The following is a 20,420-nucleotide window of genomic DNA, read 5'->3' as shown; positions in this document are numbered from 1 at the left end:
TAGAAAATAAATCGGGAGAAAAATAATGCAAGATGCAATTACCGCTTTGATTAATTCCTCTGACGTTCAAGGCAAATACTTAGATAGTAGTTCTTTAGAAAAGCTGCAAAATTATTTCCATAGCGGCGATGTACGCGCTCGTGCAGCCACCACAGTTAGTGCTAATGCCAAAAATATTGTCACTAAAGCAGTAGCTAAATCTCTGCTTTATACGGATATTACTGGCCCTGGTGGCAATATGTATACTTGCCGTCGCTATGCAGCTTGTATCCGTGATTTAGATTATTTTCTGCGCTATGCCACCTATGCCATGTTAGCCGGTGATCCATCAATTCTGGATGAGCGGATTCTCAATGGCTTGAGAGAAACTTACAACTCTTTGGGCGTTCCTGTTGGTGCCACTATCCGCTCGGTGCAAGCCTTGAAAGAAGTATCCACAAGCATCGTAGGCGCTGATGCGGGTAAAGAACTGGGTGTCTATTTCGACTATATTGCTTCTGGCTTGAGCTAAATAATTGGGGAGTAGGAATGAGGGAGTGGTGAGTAGTGAAAATTAAATAATTCATTTATTTCTCATTCCCCAGCCCCTAGTCCCCATTACCCCTTATCCCCAGAGGGGACCCCGAGTTCCCCAATCCCCATTACCCCTTATCCCCAGAGGGGACCCCGAGTTCCCCAACCCCTATGAGCATTATTACAAAATCAATTGCTAGCGCTGATCGTGAAGCTCGCTATCTCAGTCCTGGTGAGTTAAACGCCATTCGTGACTTTTATGAAGGTGGATTTTATCGGATGCGTATTGCTATAACTCTGACAGAAAATGAACAAAAAATTGTAGAAAAGGCCAGTCTCAAGTTTTGGGAACGATGTCACGATACTCCTAGTAATAGTGGAAATAGAATTTATCGGTCTTCCTGTTTGCGTGACCAAAGTTGGTATATTCGTCTGATTACATATTCTATAGTGCTGCAAGATATCGAGCCACTGGCGGAAATTGGCACTATTGGGGTTCAGGAAATGTATAACTCTTTAGAAATTCCCCTCGCTAATTTGGTGATAGCAATTCGTTGTCTGAAGGAAGTTTCTTTAGACCTGTTTAATTTAGAAGATGCTGCGGAGTTAGCACCTTATTTTGACTACTTAATTCAGGAATTGACACCCTGAAAGAAAGTTAGGAGGTCAGAATTTTAAATTAATAACTTCTAACTATAGGAGTAGTACAAAAAGACTGAAGCATGAAATGAAGAAACTTATGCAGCAGGCATTTGGGCATTTTGTAATGGGTGCTTTATTTCCGCCGACCTGTACTAGTATTTGATTTTGGAAATATACGTAGTGGTGTGGCAAGCCTAAATTTGTGCGTTAACCAAAAATACATTGTATGGGCATGGCACTAGTAAGATCATCGGCTTGCCGAAAAGATATTGTATGGGCACGGCACTAGTAAGATTATCGGCTTGCCGAAAAGATTTAGGATATCGTACGGGCACGGCACTAGTAAGGTTATCGGCTTACCGAAAAGATTTAGGATGCCGTGCCCCTACTTCGCAACTGAACGAAATTGTCTTTTATGGGTGGTTCATTTGATTGAATTAAGGCAACATTTTAGCCTTAACACGCCACTACAGATACTTAGATGATTTCAATAATCAAATCGGATTCCTAATATTACCAATTAGCAATTAATTTTTTAACAATGAGTATAAAAGCAAGTGGTGGTAGCCCTGTTGTTTACCCGCAAAGATATCAGACTGTACCTGTTGCATTAATTTCTGTGGCGGAACAACAAGACCGCTGTTTAAAGCACACTGAACTTCAGGAGCTAGGGTCATTTTTTAGTTCTGGGAATCAGCGGTTAGAAATTGCGGAAACATTGACTCGGAATGCAGACGAAATTGTGGCTGCTGGAGCCAACCGGATTTTTGTTGGCGGTTCGCCGATGGCTTATCTGGAAAAGCCTCAAGACCCTGTGGGATTACCTGGTTCTGGTTATTATGTGGCTGAGGATTATCTGACGGCGGCGAGGAAAAGTGGTGTTGCGCCTGGTAAGGAACGGCTTAACTTGGCGGAGAATCTCAACTTTTTCAATCCTTTGAGCGGTTGGTGGGAAAGAGCGCGGACTCTTTTGACTGATAGAGAACCACTTCCTGGGGGTTTCCGCTTTATCAATATCTCTCGCTATGGGCCAATCAGGATGAAAAGATCCATGCGAGATTTAGCGTGGTTTTTACGTTATGTCACTTTTGCCATAGTGGCAGGAGATGATAGCATTCTGAAAGTCAATGTCCGGGGGTTGCGCGGTGTCATTCCGGAAGATGTAACGGAAGCTACTGTGGTGGCTCTCAAGGAAATGCAACGTCTATCCCTGAGTTATTTTCCACAGAATGCTGAGGCGAGTGAACTGATAAAGCAATCTTTTGAGACATTGATAACGGAGTATTTAGCAGAAAAACCCTCAGTCCAACTTAGAGTAGGGGTTTCTAACGAACAGCAAGGTTTAGTGTTACCTCAAAGTTATGCGATCGCTGCAGAACATCGACTAAAATTTGTGATCAAGTCGGTGCTGTCAGAAACGGAAAAGCAAGCTGCAATTAAAGCTGCTTATCGTCAAGTCTTTGAACGGGATATCACCGCAACTTATGATTTTCCCGCTAGTGAGCTGGAATCTCAGGTAAAAGGCGGTCAAATCTCAACAAAAGAGTTTATCCGCCGTTTGGGTAAATCTCGCCTTTACCGCCGTTTGTTCTATGAACCCTTTACGATTAGTCGCGTGATTGAATTGGCGATGCGTCACTTTTTAGGACGGGGGTTGAGTTCTCTGGCTGAGTTCCAAGGATACTTTGCCATTATTACTAAAGGTGGTTTGCATAAGCTGATAGATGCGTTGGTAGATTCCTCAGAATACGCTGACTATTTCGGAGAAGAAACTGTACCATATCTGCGTGGTTTAGGTCAGGAAGCTCAAGAATGCTGCAATTGGGGGCCGCAACTGGAATTATTTAAATACAGCGCTCCTGTTCGCAAAGTTCCTCAGTTTCTCACCCTTTTTGGGAAGTATCAAAAACCTTTACCCAATCAGCACCCCTATGGTTCTGGTAATGACCCGCTAGAAATTCAGTTTGGTGCAATCTTTCCTGTGGATACTTTGCCTGCAACGACTCTACACAGTCCTGCACCCTTTGGTAAAGATAATCGTCGCATACTTATTAGTTCTGAAGGCTTTGGACAAGTCCCCGGCTATTTGGGCAGGTTGATGAAGTTAGAGCAGACAAATCACCGATATGGTCAAGAAACAACCGGTTCTAGCCCAAAATTGCCAATGGGACTTAGTGTCAGTCTGACGAAAAATTCCCCATCAGCGGTGATTGAGGGAGCTTATCGACAGATATTTGGGCGTGATGTTTTTGCAGGTCAGCGCATAACATCTGTGGAGTCAGAGTTACTATCTGGCGAAATTACGATGCGGGAGTTTATTCGTCAGTTAGCCAAGTCTAAATTATTCCGCAAAACCTATTGGGAATCTCTGTATATCACCAAAGCGATTGAATACATCCATCGGCGGTTGTTGGGTCGTCCTACTTACGGACGGGAGGAAATGAATCGCTATTACGATATCTGTGCAAATCAGGGCTTCTACGCTTTGATTGACGAAATTATCGACAGCCCGGAATACATTCAAGCTTTTGGTGAAGATACGGTTCCCTATGAGCGGTATGTGACACCAAGAGGTTTATTGATGCGACAGTCGTCAGTCGCTCACTCTGTCAATATGTGGGAAAAATCGCTGCTGTCATCCCCCTCGGAACTGGATCGGTTTGTTCCTAACAACCGCAATGGACTGGGGACTGGGAATGGGGGATCAGGGGCAATTATTGAAATTGAAGAAGTCTCTACTTTGTCTGCTCCCAATGCGTAATCGATCTTGAAAAGTTTGCTCAAGTCAAGCCACTGCCTTGCGGGGGTTCCCCCCGTTGTGGCAAGTGGCGTGGGAAACCCGCCCACGCAACGCCAGTTGCTTTAAGCCGGAGAACCCATCCAACGCACTGGCTCAACTTTTGTCTTCGACACGCTCTCGCGAACGCAAAATCCAAAATCTAAAATTGCTATGAGTCTAGTCAAACAAGTAATTCTCAATGCTGATGAAGAATTGCGTTATCCCACACCGGCAGAAATTCGGATGATTCAGAATTTTTGCCATTCGGGGGAAAAGCGGATTCGCATTGCTACAACTTTGGCAAAAAACCAAAATCGGTTGGTGGAAAAAGCTAGTGATAAGTTCTGGAAGGTGTGCCCGGTGACACCTAGTAATAGTGGCAATATGAGGAAGACTGCTTCCTGTCAACGCGACCAAGGTTGGTATATCCGTTTAGTTGCTTACTGTATTTTGGCGGGGAATGAGCAACCTTTGGAAGATATTGGCACGATTGGGATGAAGGAGATGTATGCATCTTTGGGAATTCCGATTTTCAATTGGGTAGAGGCGGTGCGTTGTATCAAAGAAGCCGCACGGGAATTTTTGGGTGAGGAGGATGCAGCGATCGCTATTCCTTATTTCGACCATATCATTCAAACTCTCGCCTCTCCTGGTTCTCCCTATTTTATGAATGATGGTCGGACGGATTGGTAATGGGGCATGGGGCATGGGGCATTGGTTATCTACAAATGACAAATGACAAAGGACAAATTATATGACTATAGCTCTCAGGCGTGGTTACGCAGGCTGGGGATGGTTTACTGTCCTTGATGACTGGCTGAAACGCGATCGCTTTGTATTTATCGGTTGGTCTGGTTTATTACTCTTCCCTTGTGCCTATATGGCTTTGGGGGGTTGGTTTACTGGCACAACCTTTGTGACTTCTTGGTACACTCACGGCATAGTTAGCTCTTATTTGGAAGGTTGCAATTTCCTCACTACTGCGGTTTCTACACCTGCAGATAGTATGGATCACTCCTTACTTTTACTGTGGGGACCGGAAGCTCAGGGAGATTTTACGCGGTGGTGTCAACTTGGCGGTTTGTGGAATTTTGTCGCCTTTCATGGTGTCTTTGCTTTAATTGGTTTTATGTTGCGGCAATTTGAAATTGCGCGGAGTGTCGGTATTCGTCCTTATAATGCGATCGCCTTTTCTGCACCAATTGCCATTTTTGTTTCTGTATTCCTGATGTACCCTTTGGGTCAATCATCTTGGTTCTTTGCTCCTAGCTTCGGGGTAGCTGCAATTTTCCGTTTTTTACTATTCTTTCAAGCTTTCCATAACTACACCCTTAACCCTTTCCACATGATGGGTGTGGCAGGTGTCTTAGGAGGAGCTTTGTTATGTGCAATACATGGCGCTACTGTGGAAAATACTTTGTTTAAAGACACCACAGGTTTTAATACTTTTAGCGGCTTTACGCCCACTCAAGCTGAAGAAACTTACTCAATGGTGACTGCAAACCGCTACTGGTCGCAGATTTTCGGAATTGCCTTTTCTAACAAGCGGTGGCTGCACTTCTTCATGTTATTTGTGCCGGTGGCTGGCTTGTGGATGAGTGCGATCGGCATGGTGGGTTTGGCATTTAATTTGCGGGCATATGACTTTGTGAGCCAAGAGTTGCGAGCAGCAGAAGACCCGGAATTTGAAACGTTTTATACCAAAAACATTCTCCTGAATGAAGGGGCTAGAGCCTGGATGGCACAAGGAGACCAACCCCACGAACACTTCCAGTTTCCAGAAGAAGTATTACCTCGTGGAAATGCGCTTTAGTTATTGGGCATTGGGGATTGGGGACTGGGGATTGGGGATTGGGGACTGCACTTCGGCTACGCTCAGTGAGCAGGGATTGGGGACTGGGGACTGGGGACTGGGGACTGGGGACTGGGGACTGGGGATTGGGGATTGGGGATTGGGGACTGGGGATTGAGAAGATGAGGGAGAAATAACTAATGACTCCTGACTCCTAACAAATAACAAATGACAAATGACAAATAACAAATGACAAATAACAAATGACAAAGGACAAATAAAAATGGAAACGTCTTTCAGTCGTTCTTTAGTTAAACCGAAACCGAAAATCAGTGCCCCAGCGGCGGAAGGTCGTGACCAAGCATCTACTGGATATGCTTGGTGGGCTGGTAATGCCCGTTTTATTAACTTGTCTGGTAAATTTTTAGGCGCACACGTTGCCCATGCAGGGATAGTGGCTTTTTGGGCGGGAGCAATGTTGTTGTTTGAAGTCTCTCACTATGTCCCAGACAAGCCGATGTATGACCAGGGCTTAATTTTGATGCCACACATCGCTACCTTGGGTATTGGTGTGGGACGGGGGGGAGAAATTACAGATATTTTTCCATTTTTTGCGATCGCTGTAGCGCATTTGATTGGCTCTGCGGTTTTGGGTATTGGTGGTCTATATCATGCACTCAGAGGCCCTGAAAAGCTAGCTGGCTTTTTTAATTTCGATTGGACGGATAAGGACAAAATTTCTAGCATCTTGGGGTATCACCTAATCGCCTTGGGTGTGGCGGCGTTCTTACTTGTCGGCAAAGCCACGCTTTGGGGCGGTTTATACGACACTTGGGCACCTGGCGGCGGTGATGTGCGCCTTGTTACCCACCCCACTCTCGACCCCCGGATCATCTTTGGTTATCTGTTTAAAGGAATCACAGGTGGAGCAGGTAATATTGCTGGTGTGAATAATCTAGAGGATTTGGTGGGCGGTCACATTTGGATGGGTGGTATTCTAATACTGGGTGGTATTTGGCACGTTGTCACTACGCCATTTAAGTGGACTCACGGCATTTTTACCTGGTCGGGTGAAGCTTACCTTTCACAAAGCTTAGGTAACGTTGCGGGACAGGCTTTAATTGCATCCATGTTTATTTGGTTTAATAACACTGCCTATCCCAGTGAATTCTACGGACCGACAGCCCCAGAAGCATCCCAAGCCCAAGCCTTGACTTTCTTAGTGCGTGACCAAAAATTAGGGGCGAACGTGGCTTCGGCTCAAGGACCCACAGGCTTAGGTAAATATTTAATGCGATCGCCCACAGGAGAAATCATCTTCGGTGGTGAAACAATGCGTTTCTGGGATACTAGAGCGCCTTGGCTAGAACCATTGCGTGGTGTCAACGGACTAGAAATCGATAAGATTCAGCATGACATTCAACCCTGGCAAATTCGCCGCGCAGCAGAGTACATGACTCACGCACCTTTAGGTTCTCTGAACTCAGTAGGTGGTGTATCGACCGAAATAAATGCTTTTAACTTCGTATCACCACGTACCTGGCTAGCTTCTGCACACTTCATCTTTGCTTTCTTGTTCTTAGTTGGTCATCTTTGGCACGCCGGACGCGCCCGCGCCGCAGGTGCCGGTTTTGAAAGAGGTCTTGACCGTGGAGATGAGCCAGTTAGCTCTATGAAGTTACTGGATTAGGTATTGGGGACTGGGGACTGGGGACTGGGGAATGGGGACTGGGGACTGGGGACTGGGGACTGGGGACGGAGAGAGAAATTATTAATGCCCTATTGCCTATTGCCTATTGCCCAAATTAGATTTTATGAAACAGACAATTATTGCTCCCATCGTGGGGAGTATAGCGATCGCTTTTTTTTCTGTGCTTGTCATGTTGTTGAAAACCTTTTTTCCCAACTCAATATCGGGCACATACTTACAACTGTTTTTCTAAAAGTTAAGAGCCATGAATTCAAAACTCCTAACTCTGCCAATTTTAGATTTCTTCTTGAATCCAAAATCTAAAATCTAAAATCTAAAATCTAAAATTCAATAACTCCTAACTTTTTACAAGGAGCATAACTCATGGGACTACCTTGGTATCGTGTCCACACAGTAGTTCTGAATGACCCAGGACGACTAATTGCTGTACACCTGATGCACACAGCTTTAGCTGCTGGATGGGCTGGTTCAATGGCATTGTATGAACTGGCCATTTTTGACCCCAGCGACCCAGTTTTAAACCCAATGTGGCGTCAGGGTATGTTTGTTTTGCCTTTCATGGCACGACTGGGTATTACGAAATCTTGGGGTGGTTGGAGCATCACTGGTGAATCTGTAACAGGTCTCAACCTTTGGACTTTTGAAAGCGCCGCCGCCACTCATATTCTTTTGGCAGGTTTGTTATTCTTAGCTGCTTGCTGGCATTGGGTTTATTGGGATTTGGAGATATTTAAAGACCGAAAAAATAATGAGCCAGTTTTAGATTTACCTAAAATCTTTGGTATTCATTTGTTATTAGCAGGTCTTCTTTGTTTTGGATTTGGTGCTTTTCATTTGACTGGTATATTTGGCCCCGGAATGTGGGTTTCTGACCCCTATGGATTAACTGGTCATATCCAAGGTGTTGCACCAGAATGGGGAGCAGAAGGCTTTAACCCTTTCAATCCTGGTGGTGTCGTTGCTCACCACATTGCTGCAGGAATTTTGGGGATTATTGGCGGTCTTTTCCATATAACTTTTCGACCACCAGAAGTGCTTTATAGATCGCTACGGATGGGAAATATTGAAACAGTTCTCGCTAGTGCTTTAGCCACATTCTTTTTCGCTGCTTTTGTGGTTTCTGGAACTATGTGGTATGGAACTGCAACAACTCCCATAGAGCTTTTTGGTCCAACTCGCTATCAGTGGGATAAGAGTTATTTTCAACAACAAATTTCCCGACAAGTTCAAGCTGACTTAGATGAAGGCAAAAGTCTCTCACAAGCTTGGTCAAATATCCCAGAAAAATTGGCTTTTTATGACTATGTTGGCAATAGCCCCGCCAAGGGTGGTTTATTTCGTGTTGGCCCAATGACCAAAGGAGATGGAATTGCTCAAGTTTGGTCAGGTCATGCAGTTTTTAAAGATAGCGAAGGTCGAGAATTATCAGTACGGCGAATGCCAAATTTCTTTGAAAATTTCCCGGTAGTTTTGACTGATAACGATGACATTGTCCGTGCTGATATTCCTTTCCGGCGTTCAGAATCTAAATTCAGCTTTGAACAAACTGGTGTTAATGTCAGTTTCTTTGGTGGCGCACTGGATGGGCAAACATTGACAGATCCATCTGTCGTGAAAAAGTTTGCTCGCCTCGCCCAACAAGGTGAGATTTTTGAATTTGATCGCACAACTTTTAACTCTGATGGAGTTTTCCGTAGCAGTACCCGTGGCTGGTTTGCTTTTGCTCATGCTTGTTGGGGGTTGCTGTGGTTCTTCGGACACATTTGGCATGGTTCCCGGACAATCTTTCGAGATGTCTTTTCAGGAATTGACCCAGAACTGGATGATGATCAGGTGGAGTTTGGCGTTTACCAAAAAGTTGGTGATGTGACTACGCGCAAGAAACAATTGGTCTAAATAATTCAAACCTAATCAGGACTTATGCAATTGGCACATGATATAGGACTGGTATTTGATTTTTGAAATACACGTAGTGGACTGACACAGCTAAAATATTGCAAAAAAATTGTAGGTTGGGTTGAGTCAGTCTAGTAGGGTGGGCAATGTCCACCATATTCCTGGTTTTGGTGGGCAATGCCCACCCTACTACAGATACTGAGATTTTTTCAATAATCAAATCGGATTCCTATATTTTTATGGTGTGTGATGCTACGACAAAACTCTGTATATAGACTCAAGACTTATAGCGTCACGCTCTATACTTTGACTGTGATATATGCATAGGTTCTACTACTAAACAAAAGACGAAATTATGAAACAAATATTTGCTTTGATTTTGGTAATCTTTCTCTGGCTTAATATTGCCCCTACGGCTTTAGCAGAGAACACTACATTAGTACCTTGTGGCGAATCATCTGCATTTGTAGAAAGAGTGCAAAGTGCTGCGGATAGTTATTACACGACAAAACCATTAAAGGCTTATTCTCGGTTACTTTGTGGTGAGGATGGTTTACCTCATTTAGTTCTTGACCGCTTCAGCCTTGCCTTTGATGTGCTGACTCCCATAGTGATATTTCTCTACATTGCTGGTTGGATTGGCTGGACTGGTCGTTCATATTTGCGGGCAATTCAAAAGCTTGGTTCCCCAGAAGAAAAAGAACTATTTATCGATATACCTTTGTTCGTCAAATGTATGATCACGGCTTTCTTTTGGCCAGCCTCAGCAGTTAAAGAATTTCTCAGTGGTGACTTAGTCAATAAGGATGAAGAAATTCCGATTTCAATTCGCTAAAGGCTATTGACAGTTGATGATTTGTGATTAACTATCGCCTGTCATCTTGTTAATGCAAACTTAGTTATTTTAGGAGAGAAACATGGAGCCACGTTATTTGTTGAAATATTTCACAATGCTTCCTGTAGTTGCTACCTTGGCAGTAATTGTTTTAGCAGTAATTTTCATTGAATTGAATTACATTTTTCCTGGGTTACAATATGGGACTTTTTTCCATCCTCTACCGTAACTCTGATCAAAATTAAATAGCAGTCTATTTCTATTTTTATTTAACTATAAAAATAGAAATAGACACGTAGGGTGGGTAATGCCCAGCAGATCCAGGTTTTGGTGGGCAATGCCCACCCTACTACAGATACTTAGATTTTTTCAAAAATAAAAAAAGTTTCTGATTTTTATTTAACGATAAAAATAGAAGATAGTTAACAGTGTTAAGCATCAAAATATTTAAGGGAAACATGGTTAGAAAAATAATTGGTGTTGTTTTGGCTACTGTTTTGCTGGCGTTCCAGTTTCTTGTCGGTAATGCGACAGCGGTAGAATTGAATTCAGCAACCCGGACAGTGGCATTAAATAATCAGGGTGATACCGTTGTACTCAACCTGAAACAAATTAAAGAAGGTAAACGTTTATTTAATTACGCTTGTTCTCAATGTCATGCTGGGGGAGTTACTAAGACAAACCAAAATGTGGGACTTGAATCAGCATCTTTGGCATTAGCAACACCAAACCGTAATAACATTCAAGGGTTGGTGGATTACATGAAAAATCCTACTACTTATGATGGAGAAGAGGAAATTTCCGAATTACATCCCAGTATTAAGAGTGCAGATATTTTCGTAGGAATGAGAAATCTGACGAATGATGACTTGGTAGCTGTCGCTGGTCATATTCTCTTGCAACCGAAAGTTGTTGGGAATAAATGGGGAGGAGGTAAGATTTATTATTAATGCCTCACAGTTTAGCAGTTTCGTCCTGCTAGTTTTGCCACCATATTAATTAATGTAGTTAATTCTATGGGTTTAGAGGCATACATATTAAAGCCTGCGTTGATCGCTTCTCTTGCATCTTCTTCTCTAGCATACGCTGTTAAGGCGATCGCTAAAATTTGCCCTCCTTGTTCTGGTGCAAGGAGTCTCACTTTGCGAATCAGTGTATAGCCGTCTTCTTCAGGCATACCAATATCACTAATCAAGATATCCGATTGGTTTTTTTGAATTTCTAGGAGTGCTTCGCTAGCTGACGAAACTGCCTTTACTTGAGCGCCAGACTCTTGTAAGGCTATGGTAATAAAATGTAGTGTATCTACGTCATCATCCACTACTACTAAATGCAATTTGTCAAGGGGTAATTCGTTAAAAGATGCAGCAGGGTTTGCATCTATTGTTTTTGCGGCTTCTTTGGTGGAGATAGCAGCCTCTGCAGTGGTAGTTTCATCTAATTCTGGCAGGGGTAACTTGACAGTAAAAGTCGCGCCTAGTCCTTCTCCAGGGCTGTCTGCATGGATGCTTCCCTGATGCAGTTCTACTAAATGACGAGCGATCGCTAAACCTAATCCTAATCCAGTTTGGCTCCTGGTGGTGCTGCCATCAGCTTGACGGAAGCGCTCAAAAACATGTTTGAGAAAGTCTGGTTTAATCCCAATACCCGTATCCTTTACCTGGATTTGTGCGTAGTGATTTGGTATATCTTCATCACGGACAATTGATAGCCTAATTTCTACCTGACCGCCTTCGGGGGTAAACTTGATCGCATTCGAGAGGAGATTCCAAACAACTTGTTGCAAGCGGTCGGGATCACCGAGGATAGTCAAGGGGGATGAGGCGGTGGGTGTAACCACGAAGTCAAAGTGAATATTTTTCGCCTCAGCTTGCAGACGTACGGTGTCTACGGCTGTTTCAATTACAGATACTAAGTTGATGGAGCAAAAATTTAAAACTAATTTGCCGCGAATAATTCGGGAAACGTCTAAAATATCTTCGATGAGTTGTTCCTGCAAATGTGCGTTGCGTTCGATTGTTTCTAAAGCACGCGCAATGGCTTTTTCATCTAATTTGCGAGTGCGGAGGAGTTTAGACCAACCCAGGATTGAGTTTAAAGGTGTGCGGAGTTCGTGAGAAAGGGTAGCTAAAAACTCATCTTTCATGCGGTTTGTGGCTTCCGCTTCTTTTAATGCTATTTGTTCACGGATGAGTTTAGCGCGTTCTGCTTCAGCTAGTTTGCGATCGCTAATATCTTCGACTGTACCAACATAGCCGATGACTTCGCCCTCATCAGAAAGCATTGGTGATGAGCGGATATTTACCCAACGCACAATTCCTGCGCGATTAACTATCTCAAACTCTCGTGAATATTCTTGACTTGCACGGGTACTATTAATCCAATCTGTCAGTACTTTTTCTTGGTCTGCTTGACTCAGCGATCGCGTCCAATCCTCTCCTAAACTTTCCTCAGCAGTGACCCCCAAAATAGTTTGGTAACGGGGATTTGTATACGTACAATGTCCGTCGATATCTATTAAGAAAATACCTACAGGTGAGCAAGCACTTAAAGAGCGGAATTGTTCTTCACTTTTTCGCAGTTGAGTATTGGTAATTATCAGTTCTTCTGCTTGTTTTTTTACTTCTTCTGTTTTTTGAAACAATTCCACAAATGCGGATACCTTAGATTTTAATATTTCCGCATCAATTGGCTTGAAAAGGTAGTCTACTGCTCCCACTGCATACCCTTTAAATACCATCGATTCGCTGGTACTAAATGCGGTTAAGAAAATTATCGGAGCGTGGCGCGATCGCTCTCGTTGTCTAATTAAGTTTGCTGTGTCAAAGCCATCCATCTCTGGCATTTGCACGTCAAGTAAAATCACCGCAAAATCTTGATTAAGCAAACACCTCAAAGCTTGAGTACCTGATGTAGCCTTGACAAGATTTTGACCAAGGTCTTCAAGCACCGCCTCTAAAGCCAGTAGGTTTTCCGGATGATCATCAACTAGGAGGATATTTACTTTCGCATCAGATACCATAGGGGAATTCAGTTATCAGTGAACAGTTACTTGTACTGAGCGCAGCCGAAGTATCAGTTATCAGTGAACAAGCTGATAACTGTTGATATTTCGTTAACAACTTTCTAGCTTTAGTATGCAGCATTGTAACTATCTTAAGTTAGACTTTTTAATTGACATATATTGTTGCAACTATCTAAAGTTAGATATTTTGGGCATGGGGCATTGGGAATAGGGAATAGGCAATAGGCAATAGGCAATAGGTATTAGGAGAAAGCAACTATTAACTCTTGACCCTTGACTCCTGCCAAATCACCTACTGAACCAAACACGCAACAGTGAGAGTAATTGTTCAATATCTACTGGTTTGGTGATGTAATCTGATGCGCCTGATTCCATGCATTTTTCGCGATCGCCTTGCATGGCTTTAGCGGTGAGTGCAATTATTGGCAAGGTTTTAAATCGCTCGTTTTGACGGATCAAACGTGTGGTGTCGTAACCATCCATTTCTGGCATCATTACGTCCATTAAAACCACATCAATATCTGGCGTGTTCTCTAATATGTTAATACCATCCCTGCCGTTTTCAGCATATAAAATCTGCATTTGATAGCGCTCTAGCATACTAGTAAGAGCGAAGATGTTACGGATATCGTCGTCTACGATTAAGACTTTTTTGTTGGTGAGTGAGTTGTCTATTAATTGTAGTCGTTCTAGGAGTTGGCGCTGGGATTCGGGTAAGTTTGCTTGGACGCGGTGCAGGAATAATGCTGTTTCATCGAAGAGACGTTCGGGCGATCGCACATCTTTAATGATAATTGTCTCTGCTATCCGTCTGAGTTCAGTTTCTTGCTCTGGGGAAACTTCCAGCCCAGTGTAGACGATAATTGGCAATGCTACACCATTTGGTTCTTGTTTAATCTGCTCAATCAGCTCAAACCCAGACATATCGGGTAAGCCTAAATCGAGAACCAGACAATCAAAAGGCTGAGAGCGGATGGCTGCTATTGCTTCTGCGCCAGTGCTGACAGCGGTAGTAACGACATCACTGTTACCAATTAACTCGACAATACTATGACGTTGAATTTCGTTATCTTCAACTACTAGCAAACTCCTGACGCGACGCTCAACAAAATCTTTAATTTTAGTCAATGCATCAGAGATTGACTCGCTAGTGACGGGTTTTTGCAAATATGCGATCGCTCCCAATTGCAAACTGCGCTGTCTCCCTTCCTCAACTGTCATGATGTGTACGGGGATGTGTCGCGTATTGGGGTCATGTTTCAGGCGGTCTAACACCGTCCAACCGTCCATTTCTGGTAAACGGATATCTAGCAACACCGCTGTGGGTTGATATTGTTGTGCTAGCCTTAAACCTACGCTACCATTTTGGGCAGCTATCACCTTGAATCCTTGCTGGCGGGCGATATCAAGCAAAATCCGGGCAAAGTGAATATCATCTTCTACAATTAGCAGTACGTGATCATCATCAACAATGGAAGTGCGATCGTCTTCTATGAGTGCTGTTAGCGGTAGCGGGGCGTTTAGCCCGTGCTGAGTGCTGAGTGCTGAGTGTGGAGTGCGGAGTGTGGAGTGCGGAGTGTGGAGTGCTGGGTTAGGAGTAGTGAGTGGTCTTGATGTTGAATCAATACTAAATTGTGGTAAATAGAACGTAAATGTGCTTCCCTGACCAATCTGACTAACGAGTTTAATTTCACCGCCGAAGAGGTGGGCAATTTCGCGGCTAATGGATAAACCCAAACCTGTACCGCCGTATTTGCGGCTAGTAGTGCCATCAGCTTGCTGAAACGCTTCAAAAATCACTTTTTGCTTTTCAGGGGCAATACCGATCCCTGTATCCCTCACAGAGAAGGCAATTACAGTCTGGGCACGATTTAAGCTTTTATTATTGAAGCTCCATCCCTGTTGTGCGACCTCAATTCGTAAGGCTACCTCTCCACTTTCTGTAAATTTAAATGCGTTAGAGAGCAGGTTTTTCAATACTTGTTGTAGGCGTTTGGCATCAGTATAAATAGTTCTGGGCAATTCAGGTGCCAATTCTACTGTAAAGGTAAGTCTTTTGTTGTTGGCTGTGTGTTGAAAGGTGCGTTCAATTTGTTCACTTAACTCTGACAATGGCATTTGGGTCATGTCAATTGACATAGTTCCCGATTCAATCTTGGCTAGATCGAGGATGTCATTAATCAGTGCCAACAAGTCAGTACCTGCTGAGTAAATCGTTTGGCTGTATTCTACTTGCTTACTAGTCAAATTGCTCTCGACATTATCTGCCAACAGCCTAGCTAAAATTAACAAGCTGTTTAGTGGTGTCCGCAGTTCGTGGGACATATTGGCGAGAAACTCTGATTTATATTTTGATGACAGTGCTAGTTGTTCGGCTTTTTCTTCTAAAGAACGTCTAGCTTGTTCAATCTCGCGGTTTTTGCGCTCAACTTCTTTCTTTTGTAGGGCTAACAACTCGGCTTTTTCTTCTAATTCGGCGTTGGTTTGTTGTAATTCTTCTTGCTGTCCTTTGAGTAAGTCTTCTGAGGTTTTGAGTGATTGGGCTTGTTGTTCGAGGCGCTTGTTGGTTTCTCTGAGTTCGTTTTGCTGGGTTTGCAGTTCTTCAGCTAGGGATTGCGACTGCTTGAGTAATTCTTCAGTTCGCATGGAAGCGGCGATCGTATTGAGGACGATCGCTATACTTTCGGTAAGTTGATCGAAGAATGTCAAGTGAATCTCGCTAAAGCGGCGGAATGAAGCCAATTCAACTACCGCTGTCACCTGTCCTTCAAATAGGACGGGTAAAACCACAGCGTTGAGTGGAGTCGCTTCTCCTAAACCGGAGGTAATTTTGACGTAATCATTGGGTACTTCCGTGAGCAAAATCCGTTCTTTTTCTAAAGCACATTGTCCTACTAAACCTTCACCCAAGTAGAAGCGACTAGCTAAATGTCGGCGTTCACGGTAAGCGTAAGTACTGATCAACTTCAAATATGCTGTACTTTCTACACCTTCCATCAAGTAGAATACACCGTGTTGCGCTCCTACTAAGGGTGCGAGTTCTGAGAGAATCAGTTTAGATACGGTTTCTAAATCTCGCTGTCCTTGCAGCATCCGAGTAAACTTAGCCAGATTAGTTTTCAACCAATCCTGTTCGGTATTCTTCTGGGTTGTCTCCCGGAGGTTGGCGATCATTTGGTTGATATTGTCTTTGAGGATGGCTACTTCCCCTAGGGTTTCAACCGCAATGGAACGGGTTAAATCACCTTTAGTTACAGCTGTCGCCACGTCGGCGATCGCCCGCAACTGTGTAGTCAGGGTAGCAGCGAGTTCATTCACATTATCCGTCAAATCTCGCCATGTCCCCGCCGCCCCAGGGACTTTAGCTTGTCCGCCTAACTTCCCTTCGATTCCTACTTCCCTCGCGACTGTAGTCACCTGATTGGCAAATGTTGCGAGGGTGTCAATCATCTCGTTGATGGTTTCTGCTAGGGTTTCAATTTCTCCTTTAGCATCTAACATCAGTTTGCGTTTCAAATCGCCATTCGCCACCGCTGTCACGACTTTGGCAATACCGCGTACCTGTGCAGTTAAGTTACCCGCCATTGAGTTCACATTATCAGTCAAATCCTTCCAAGTTCCAGCCACACCCTGCACTAAAGCTTGTCCGCCTAACTTTCCTTCCGTTCCCACCTCTCGCGCCACCCGCGTTACTTCTGATGCAAAGGAACTCAGTTGATCCACCATTGTGTTGATGGTGTTCTTCAAATCCAGAATTTCGCCTTTGACATCGACGGTGATTTTCTTGGAAAGGTCGCCATTCGCCACTGCTTTGGTGACTTCCGCAATATTTCGCACCTGGGCTGTCAAATTACCCGCCATCAAGTTGACGTTGTCAGTCAAGTCTTTCCAAGTACCGCCCACACCTCTGACATAAGCTTGCGCGCCGAGTTTACCTTCTGTTCCCACCTCTCGCGCCACCCTGGTGACTTCTGATGCAAAAGAGTTAAGTTGATCCACCATTGTGTTGATGGTGTTTTTGAGTTCGAGAATTTCGCCTTTGACATCGACGGTGATTTTCTTCGAGAGGTCGCCATTTGCTACAGCGGTGGTGACTTCCGCAATATTCCGCACCTGGGCTGTCAAGCTACCCGCCATGAAATTTACGCTGTCGGTCAAATCTTTCCAAGTCCCAGCCACTCCCTTGACTTCTGCTTGTACACCTAATTTACCCTCAGTTCCCACCTCCCTCGCCACCCTGGTGACTTCACTTGCAAAGGAGTTGAGTTGATCCACCATTGTATTGACGGTGTTTTTCAACTCCAAAATTTCCCCTTTCACATCCACTGATATTTTCTTGGAGAGGTCGCCATTTGCTACAGCGGTGGTGACAGCAGCAATATTCCGCACCTGGGCTGTCAAACTTCCCGCCATGAAGTTCACACTGTCAGTCAAATCTTTCCAAGTTCCAGCCACACCGCGCACATCTGCTTGCACACCCAGCTTACCCTCACTCCCCACTTCCCTCGCAACCCTGGTAACTTCACTAGCAAAAGAGTTGAGTTGATCCACCATAATATTGATGGTGTTTTTCAACTCCAGAATTTCGCCTTTCACCCCTACTGTAATTTTCTTAGAAAGGTCGCCATTAGCGATCGCTGTTGTGACTTCGGCAATATTCCGTACTTGGGCTGTCAAACTTCCCGCCATGAAATTCACACTGTCGGTCAAATCCTTCCAAGTCCCCGCCACGTCTTTGACATCCGCTTGCACACCTAACTTCCCTTCTGTTCCCACTTCCCTAGCAACTCTTGTCACTTCCGATGCAAAGGAACTCAGTTGATCCACCATTGTATTAATAGTGTTTTTCAACTCCAAAATTTCCCCTTTCACATCGACAGTAATTTTCTTCGACAAGTCCCCAGTCGCCACCGCCGTTGTCACTTCCGCAATGTTCCGCACCTGGGCTGTCAAACTTCCCGCCATGAAGTTCACACTATCAGTCAAATCCTTCCAAGTCCCCGCCACCCCCCGGACTTCGGCTTGGACACCTAACTTCCCTTCACTCCCCACCTCCCTAGCTACCCTTGTCACTTCACTTGCAAAGGAGTTGAGTTGATCCACCATCGTGTTGATGGTGTTTTTCAGTTCCTGAATTTCGCCTTTGACATCAACAGTAATTTTCTTCGACAAGTCGCCAGTCGCCACCGCCGTTGTCACTTCCGCAATGTTCCGCACCTGGGCTGTCAAGCTTCCCGCCATGAAGTTCACACTGTCAGTTAAATCCTTCCAAGTTCCAGCCACTCCCTTAACTTCTGCTTGTCCGCCTAACTTACCTTCTGCGCCCACTTCCCGCGCCACTCTCGTTACTTCACTTGCAAAAGAATTGAGTTGATCCACCATAATATTAACGGTGTTTTTCAACTCCAGAATTTCGCCCTTCACATTGACAGTAATCTTCTTAGACAGGTCGCCATTCGCCACCGCCGTTGTCACTTCCGCAATATTTCGCACCTGTCCGGTGAGATTACCCGCCATCAAGTTGACGTTGTCGGTCAAATCTTTCCAAGTCCCCGCCACCCCTCGGACTTCCGCTTGTACGCCTAATTTTCCTTCAGTCCCCACCTCACGGGCAACTCTGGTAACTTCTGATGCAAAGGAATTAAGTTGATCCACCATTGTGTTGATGGTGTTTTTCAACTCCAGAATTTCACCTTTCACATCAACAGTAATTTTCTTAGACAAGTCGCCATTTGCTACAGCCGTGGTCACTTCCGCAATATTCCGTACCTGCGCTGTTAAACTTCCCGCCATAAAATTCACACTGTCAGTCAAATCCTTCCAAGTCCCCGCCACGTCTCGGACTTCCGCTTGACCGCCTAGTTTACCTTCTGCGCCAACTTCCCGCGCCACCCTTGTGACTTCTGATGCAAAAGAGTTGAGTTGATCTACCATGATGTTAACGGTGTTTTTCAACTCCAGAATTTCGCCCTTCACATCAACAGTAATTTTCTTAGAAAGGTCGCCATTCGCCACCGCCGTTGTCACTTCCGCAATATTCCGCACCTGGGCTGTCAAATTCCCCGCCATCAAGTTGACGTTATCAGTCAAATCCTTCCAAGTCCCCGCCACACCCCGAACTTCTGCTTGTACGCCTAATTTCCCTTCTGTTCCTACCTCACGCGCCACCCGCGTCACTTCCGAGGCAAAGGAATTGAGTTGATCTACCATTGTGTTGACGGTATTTTTCAACTCCAGAATTTCGCCTTTGACATCTACGGTAATTTTCTTCGATAAATCACCGTTTGCGATCGCTGTCGCTACTTCCGCAATATTCCGCACTTGTCCGGTGAGATTCCCCGCCATCAAGTTGACGTTATCAGTCAAATCTTTCCAAGTACCTGCAACTCCTAAGACTTCAGCTTGCACACCTAACTTCCCTTCCGTTCCCACCTCACGGGCTACCCGCGTTACTTCCGAGGCAAAGGAACCCAGCCGATCTACCATCGTGTTAACAATATTAGCAGTTTGGAGAAACTCTCCTTGTAGCGGTCTGCCTTCAATTTCTGGGGCGATGGTTTGGGAAAGGTCGCCATTAGCTACAGCCCGAATCACACGAGTAGTTTCCGATGTTGGTTGAACTAAATCTGTAATTAGAGTATTGACAGAATTCACACAATCTGACCATGAACCGCGAACATGTCCGAGAGTTGCCCGTTCAGTGATTTTTCCCTCTTTCCCGACAACATTACCAATCCGCTGTAACTCCACTGCCATCTGCTGATTCTGGTCAATAATAGCGTTGAGAGTATCAGCAATTTTCCCTGCTACACCAGTTTGGTCTATGGGCATCCGAACAGAAAAGTCACCATGTTTAACGGCAGTCAGGGTTGTTAGTAACTGTCTTAAATCTAGATTATCGCTATCTCTGGTTAACTGTTCGGTTGTCATAGCCTAATCCTTAAGAAATTGGGAATGGGGAATTGGGAATTGGGAATGGGGAGTATTGGTGTCAAACGTAAAACCCATATCCCGCCTCAGAATGAATTCTGAGTCTCATAGTAAAAGTAATCTAAAGATTACTAAAATTCTCACTTAATCCTCAGTTTACTTGAGTAAACTTTGCCTATTAGCCCTTCGACTCCGCTCAGGGCGGGTGTGTCAGCTTATCGAGACTTGATATAACAAATCAACTTGCGGCCGTAACGACACAAACTTTGGCCGTAACGACACAAACTTCGGTCGTAA

The 20,420-nt window shown here is 44.5% G+C and carries 12 protein-coding genes; 10 read left to right on the top strand and 2 right to left on the bottom strand.

The window, feature by feature from the left end:
- The first annotated feature begins 25 nt into the window (after positions 1–25).
- The 10 genes from CAL7507_RS01225 to psbV all read left to right on the top strand — a co-directional run bounded on the left by CAL7507_RS01225 (position 26) and on the right by psbV (position 11,118).
- Complete coding sequence (locus CAL7507_RS01225) at positions 26–511, top strand: phycocyanin (protein ID WP_015126589.1); 486 nt, start codon at positions 26–28, stop codon at positions 509–511.
- Positions 512–684: 173 nt separating this feature from the next.
- Positions 685–1,164, top strand: a complete 480-nt coding sequence (gene apcD, locus CAL7507_RS01220; RefSeq protein ID WP_015126588.1) for an allophycocyanin subunit alpha-B — start codon at positions 685–687, stop codon at positions 1,162–1,164.
- A gap of 532 nt (positions 1,165–1,696) precedes the next feature.
- On the top strand, positions 1,697–3,916 hold the full coding sequence (locus CAL7507_RS01215; protein ID WP_015126587.1) for a phycobilisome rod-core linker polypeptide: 2,220 nt from the start codon (positions 1,697–1,699) through the stop codon (positions 3,914–3,916).
- 189 nt (positions 3,917–4,105) lie between these two features.
- On the top strand, positions 4,106–4,627 hold the full coding sequence (gene apcD / locus CAL7507_RS01210) for an allophycocyanin subunit alpha-B (RefSeq protein WP_015126586.1): 522 nt from the start codon (positions 4,106–4,108) through the stop codon (positions 4,625–4,627).
- A 61-nt stretch (positions 4,628–4,688) separates the two neighbouring features.
- Positions 4,689–5,747 (top strand): photosystem II D2 protein (photosystem q(a) protein), encoded by a 1,059-nt coding sequence (gene psbD, locus CAL7507_RS01205; RefSeq protein WP_015126585.1) that lies wholly within the window; start codon positions 4,689–4,691, stop codon positions 5,745–5,747.
- 262 nt (positions 5,748–6,009) lie between these two features.
- On the top strand, positions 6,010–7,416 hold the full coding sequence (gene psbC, locus CAL7507_RS01200; protein ID WP_015126584.1) for a photosystem II reaction center protein CP43: 1,407 nt from the start codon (positions 6,010–6,012) through the stop codon (positions 7,414–7,416).
- Positions 7,417–7,800: 384 nt separating this feature from the next.
- Positions 7,801–9,333 carry a photosystem II chlorophyll-binding protein CP47 gene (psbB, locus tag CAL7507_RS01195; protein WP_015126583.1) on the top strand — a complete coding sequence of 511 codons (1,533 nt, stop codon included), beginning with the start codon at positions 7,801–7,803 and terminating at the stop codon, positions 9,331–9,333.
- A gap of 355 nt (positions 9,334–9,688) precedes the next feature.
- Positions 9,689–10,168, top strand: coding sequence for a photosystem I reaction center protein PsaF subunit III (locus tag CAL7507_RS01190; protein WP_015126582.1), 480 nt, complete (start codon positions 9,689–9,691; stop codon positions 10,166–10,168).
- 82 nt (positions 10,169–10,250) lie between these two features.
- Complete coding sequence (locus CAL7507_RS01185; protein WP_015126581.1) at positions 10,251–10,397, top strand: photosystem I reaction centre subunit IX / PsaJ; 147 nt, start codon at positions 10,251–10,253, stop codon at positions 10,395–10,397.
- A 229-nt stretch (positions 10,398–10,626) separates the two neighbouring features.
- Entirely contained in the window at positions 10,627–11,118 is a 492-nt protein-coding gene (psbV, locus tag CAL7507_RS01180) for a photosystem II cytochrome c-550 (RefSeq protein WP_015126580.1), read from the top strand.
- Positions 11,119–11,129: 11 nt separating this feature from the next.
- On the opposite strand, the gene CAL7507_RS01175 is transcribed toward psbV, so the two are convergent.
- Positions 11,130–13,190 (bottom strand): response regulator, encoded by a 2,061-nt coding sequence (locus tag CAL7507_RS01175; RefSeq protein ID WP_015126579.1) that lies wholly within the window; start codon positions 13,188–13,190, stop codon positions 11,130–11,132.
- 291 nt (positions 13,191–13,481) lie between these two features.
- Positions 13,482–20,123 (bottom strand): HAMP domain-containing protein, encoded by a 6,642-nt coding sequence (locus tag CAL7507_RS01170; protein ID WP_015126578.1) that lies wholly within the window; start codon positions 20,121–20,123, stop codon positions 13,482–13,484.
- Between the last annotated feature and the right edge of the window lie 297 nt (positions 20,124–20,420).

Source organism: Calothrix sp. PCC 7507, from assembly GCF_000316575.1.
In the GTDB taxonomy this organism is placed as follows: domain Bacteria; phylum Cyanobacteriota; class Cyanobacteriia; order Cyanobacteriales; family Nostocaceae; genus Fortiea.
Note: the sequence above shows the minus strand (reverse complement) of the source record. Positions and strands in the feature narration are given on the sequence as shown.

Coding starts and splice junctions, on each gene's coding strand:
- apcD (WP_015126588.1), top strand. CDS start 685: ATGAGCATTATTACAAAATCAATTGCTAGCGCTGATCGTGAAGCTCGC.
- psbC (WP_015126584.1), top strand. CDS start 6,010: ATGGAAACGTCTTTCAGTCGTTCTTTAGTTAAACCGAAACCGAAAATC.
- apcD (WP_015126586.1), top strand. CDS start 4,106: ATGAGTCTAGTCAAACAAGTAATTCTCAATGCTGATGAAGAATTGCGT.
- CAL7507_RS01175 (WP_015126579.1), bottom strand. CDS start 13,190: ATGGTATCTGATGCGAAAGTAAATATCCTCCTAGTTGATGATCATCCG.
- CAL7507_RS01170 (WP_015126578.1), bottom strand. CDS start 20,123: ATGACAACCGAACAGTTAACCAGAGATAGCGATAATCTAGATTTAAGA.
- CAL7507_RS01190 (WP_015126582.1), top strand. CDS start 9,689: ATGAAACAAATATTTGCTTTGATTTTGGTAATCTTTCTCTGGCTTAAT.
- CAL7507_RS01185 (WP_015126581.1), top strand. CDS start 10,251: ATGGAGCCACGTTATTTGTTGAAATATTTCACAATGCTTCCTGTAGTT.
- psbB (WP_015126583.1), top strand. CDS start 7,801: ATGGGACTACCTTGGTATCGTGTCCACACAGTAGTTCTGAATGACCCA.
- CAL7507_RS01215 (WP_015126587.1), top strand. CDS start 1,697: ATGAGTATAAAAGCAAGTGGTGGTAGCCCTGTTGTTTACCCGCAAAGA.
- psbD (WP_015126585.1), top strand. CDS start 4,689: ATGACTATAGCTCTCAGGCGTGGTTACGCAGGCTGGGGATGGTTTACT.
- psbV (WP_015126580.1), top strand. CDS start 10,627: ATGGTTAGAAAAATAATTGGTGTTGTTTTGGCTACTGTTTTGCTGGCG.
- CAL7507_RS01225 (WP_015126589.1), top strand. CDS start 26: ATGCAAGATGCAATTACCGCTTTGATTAATTCCTCTGACGTTCAAGGC.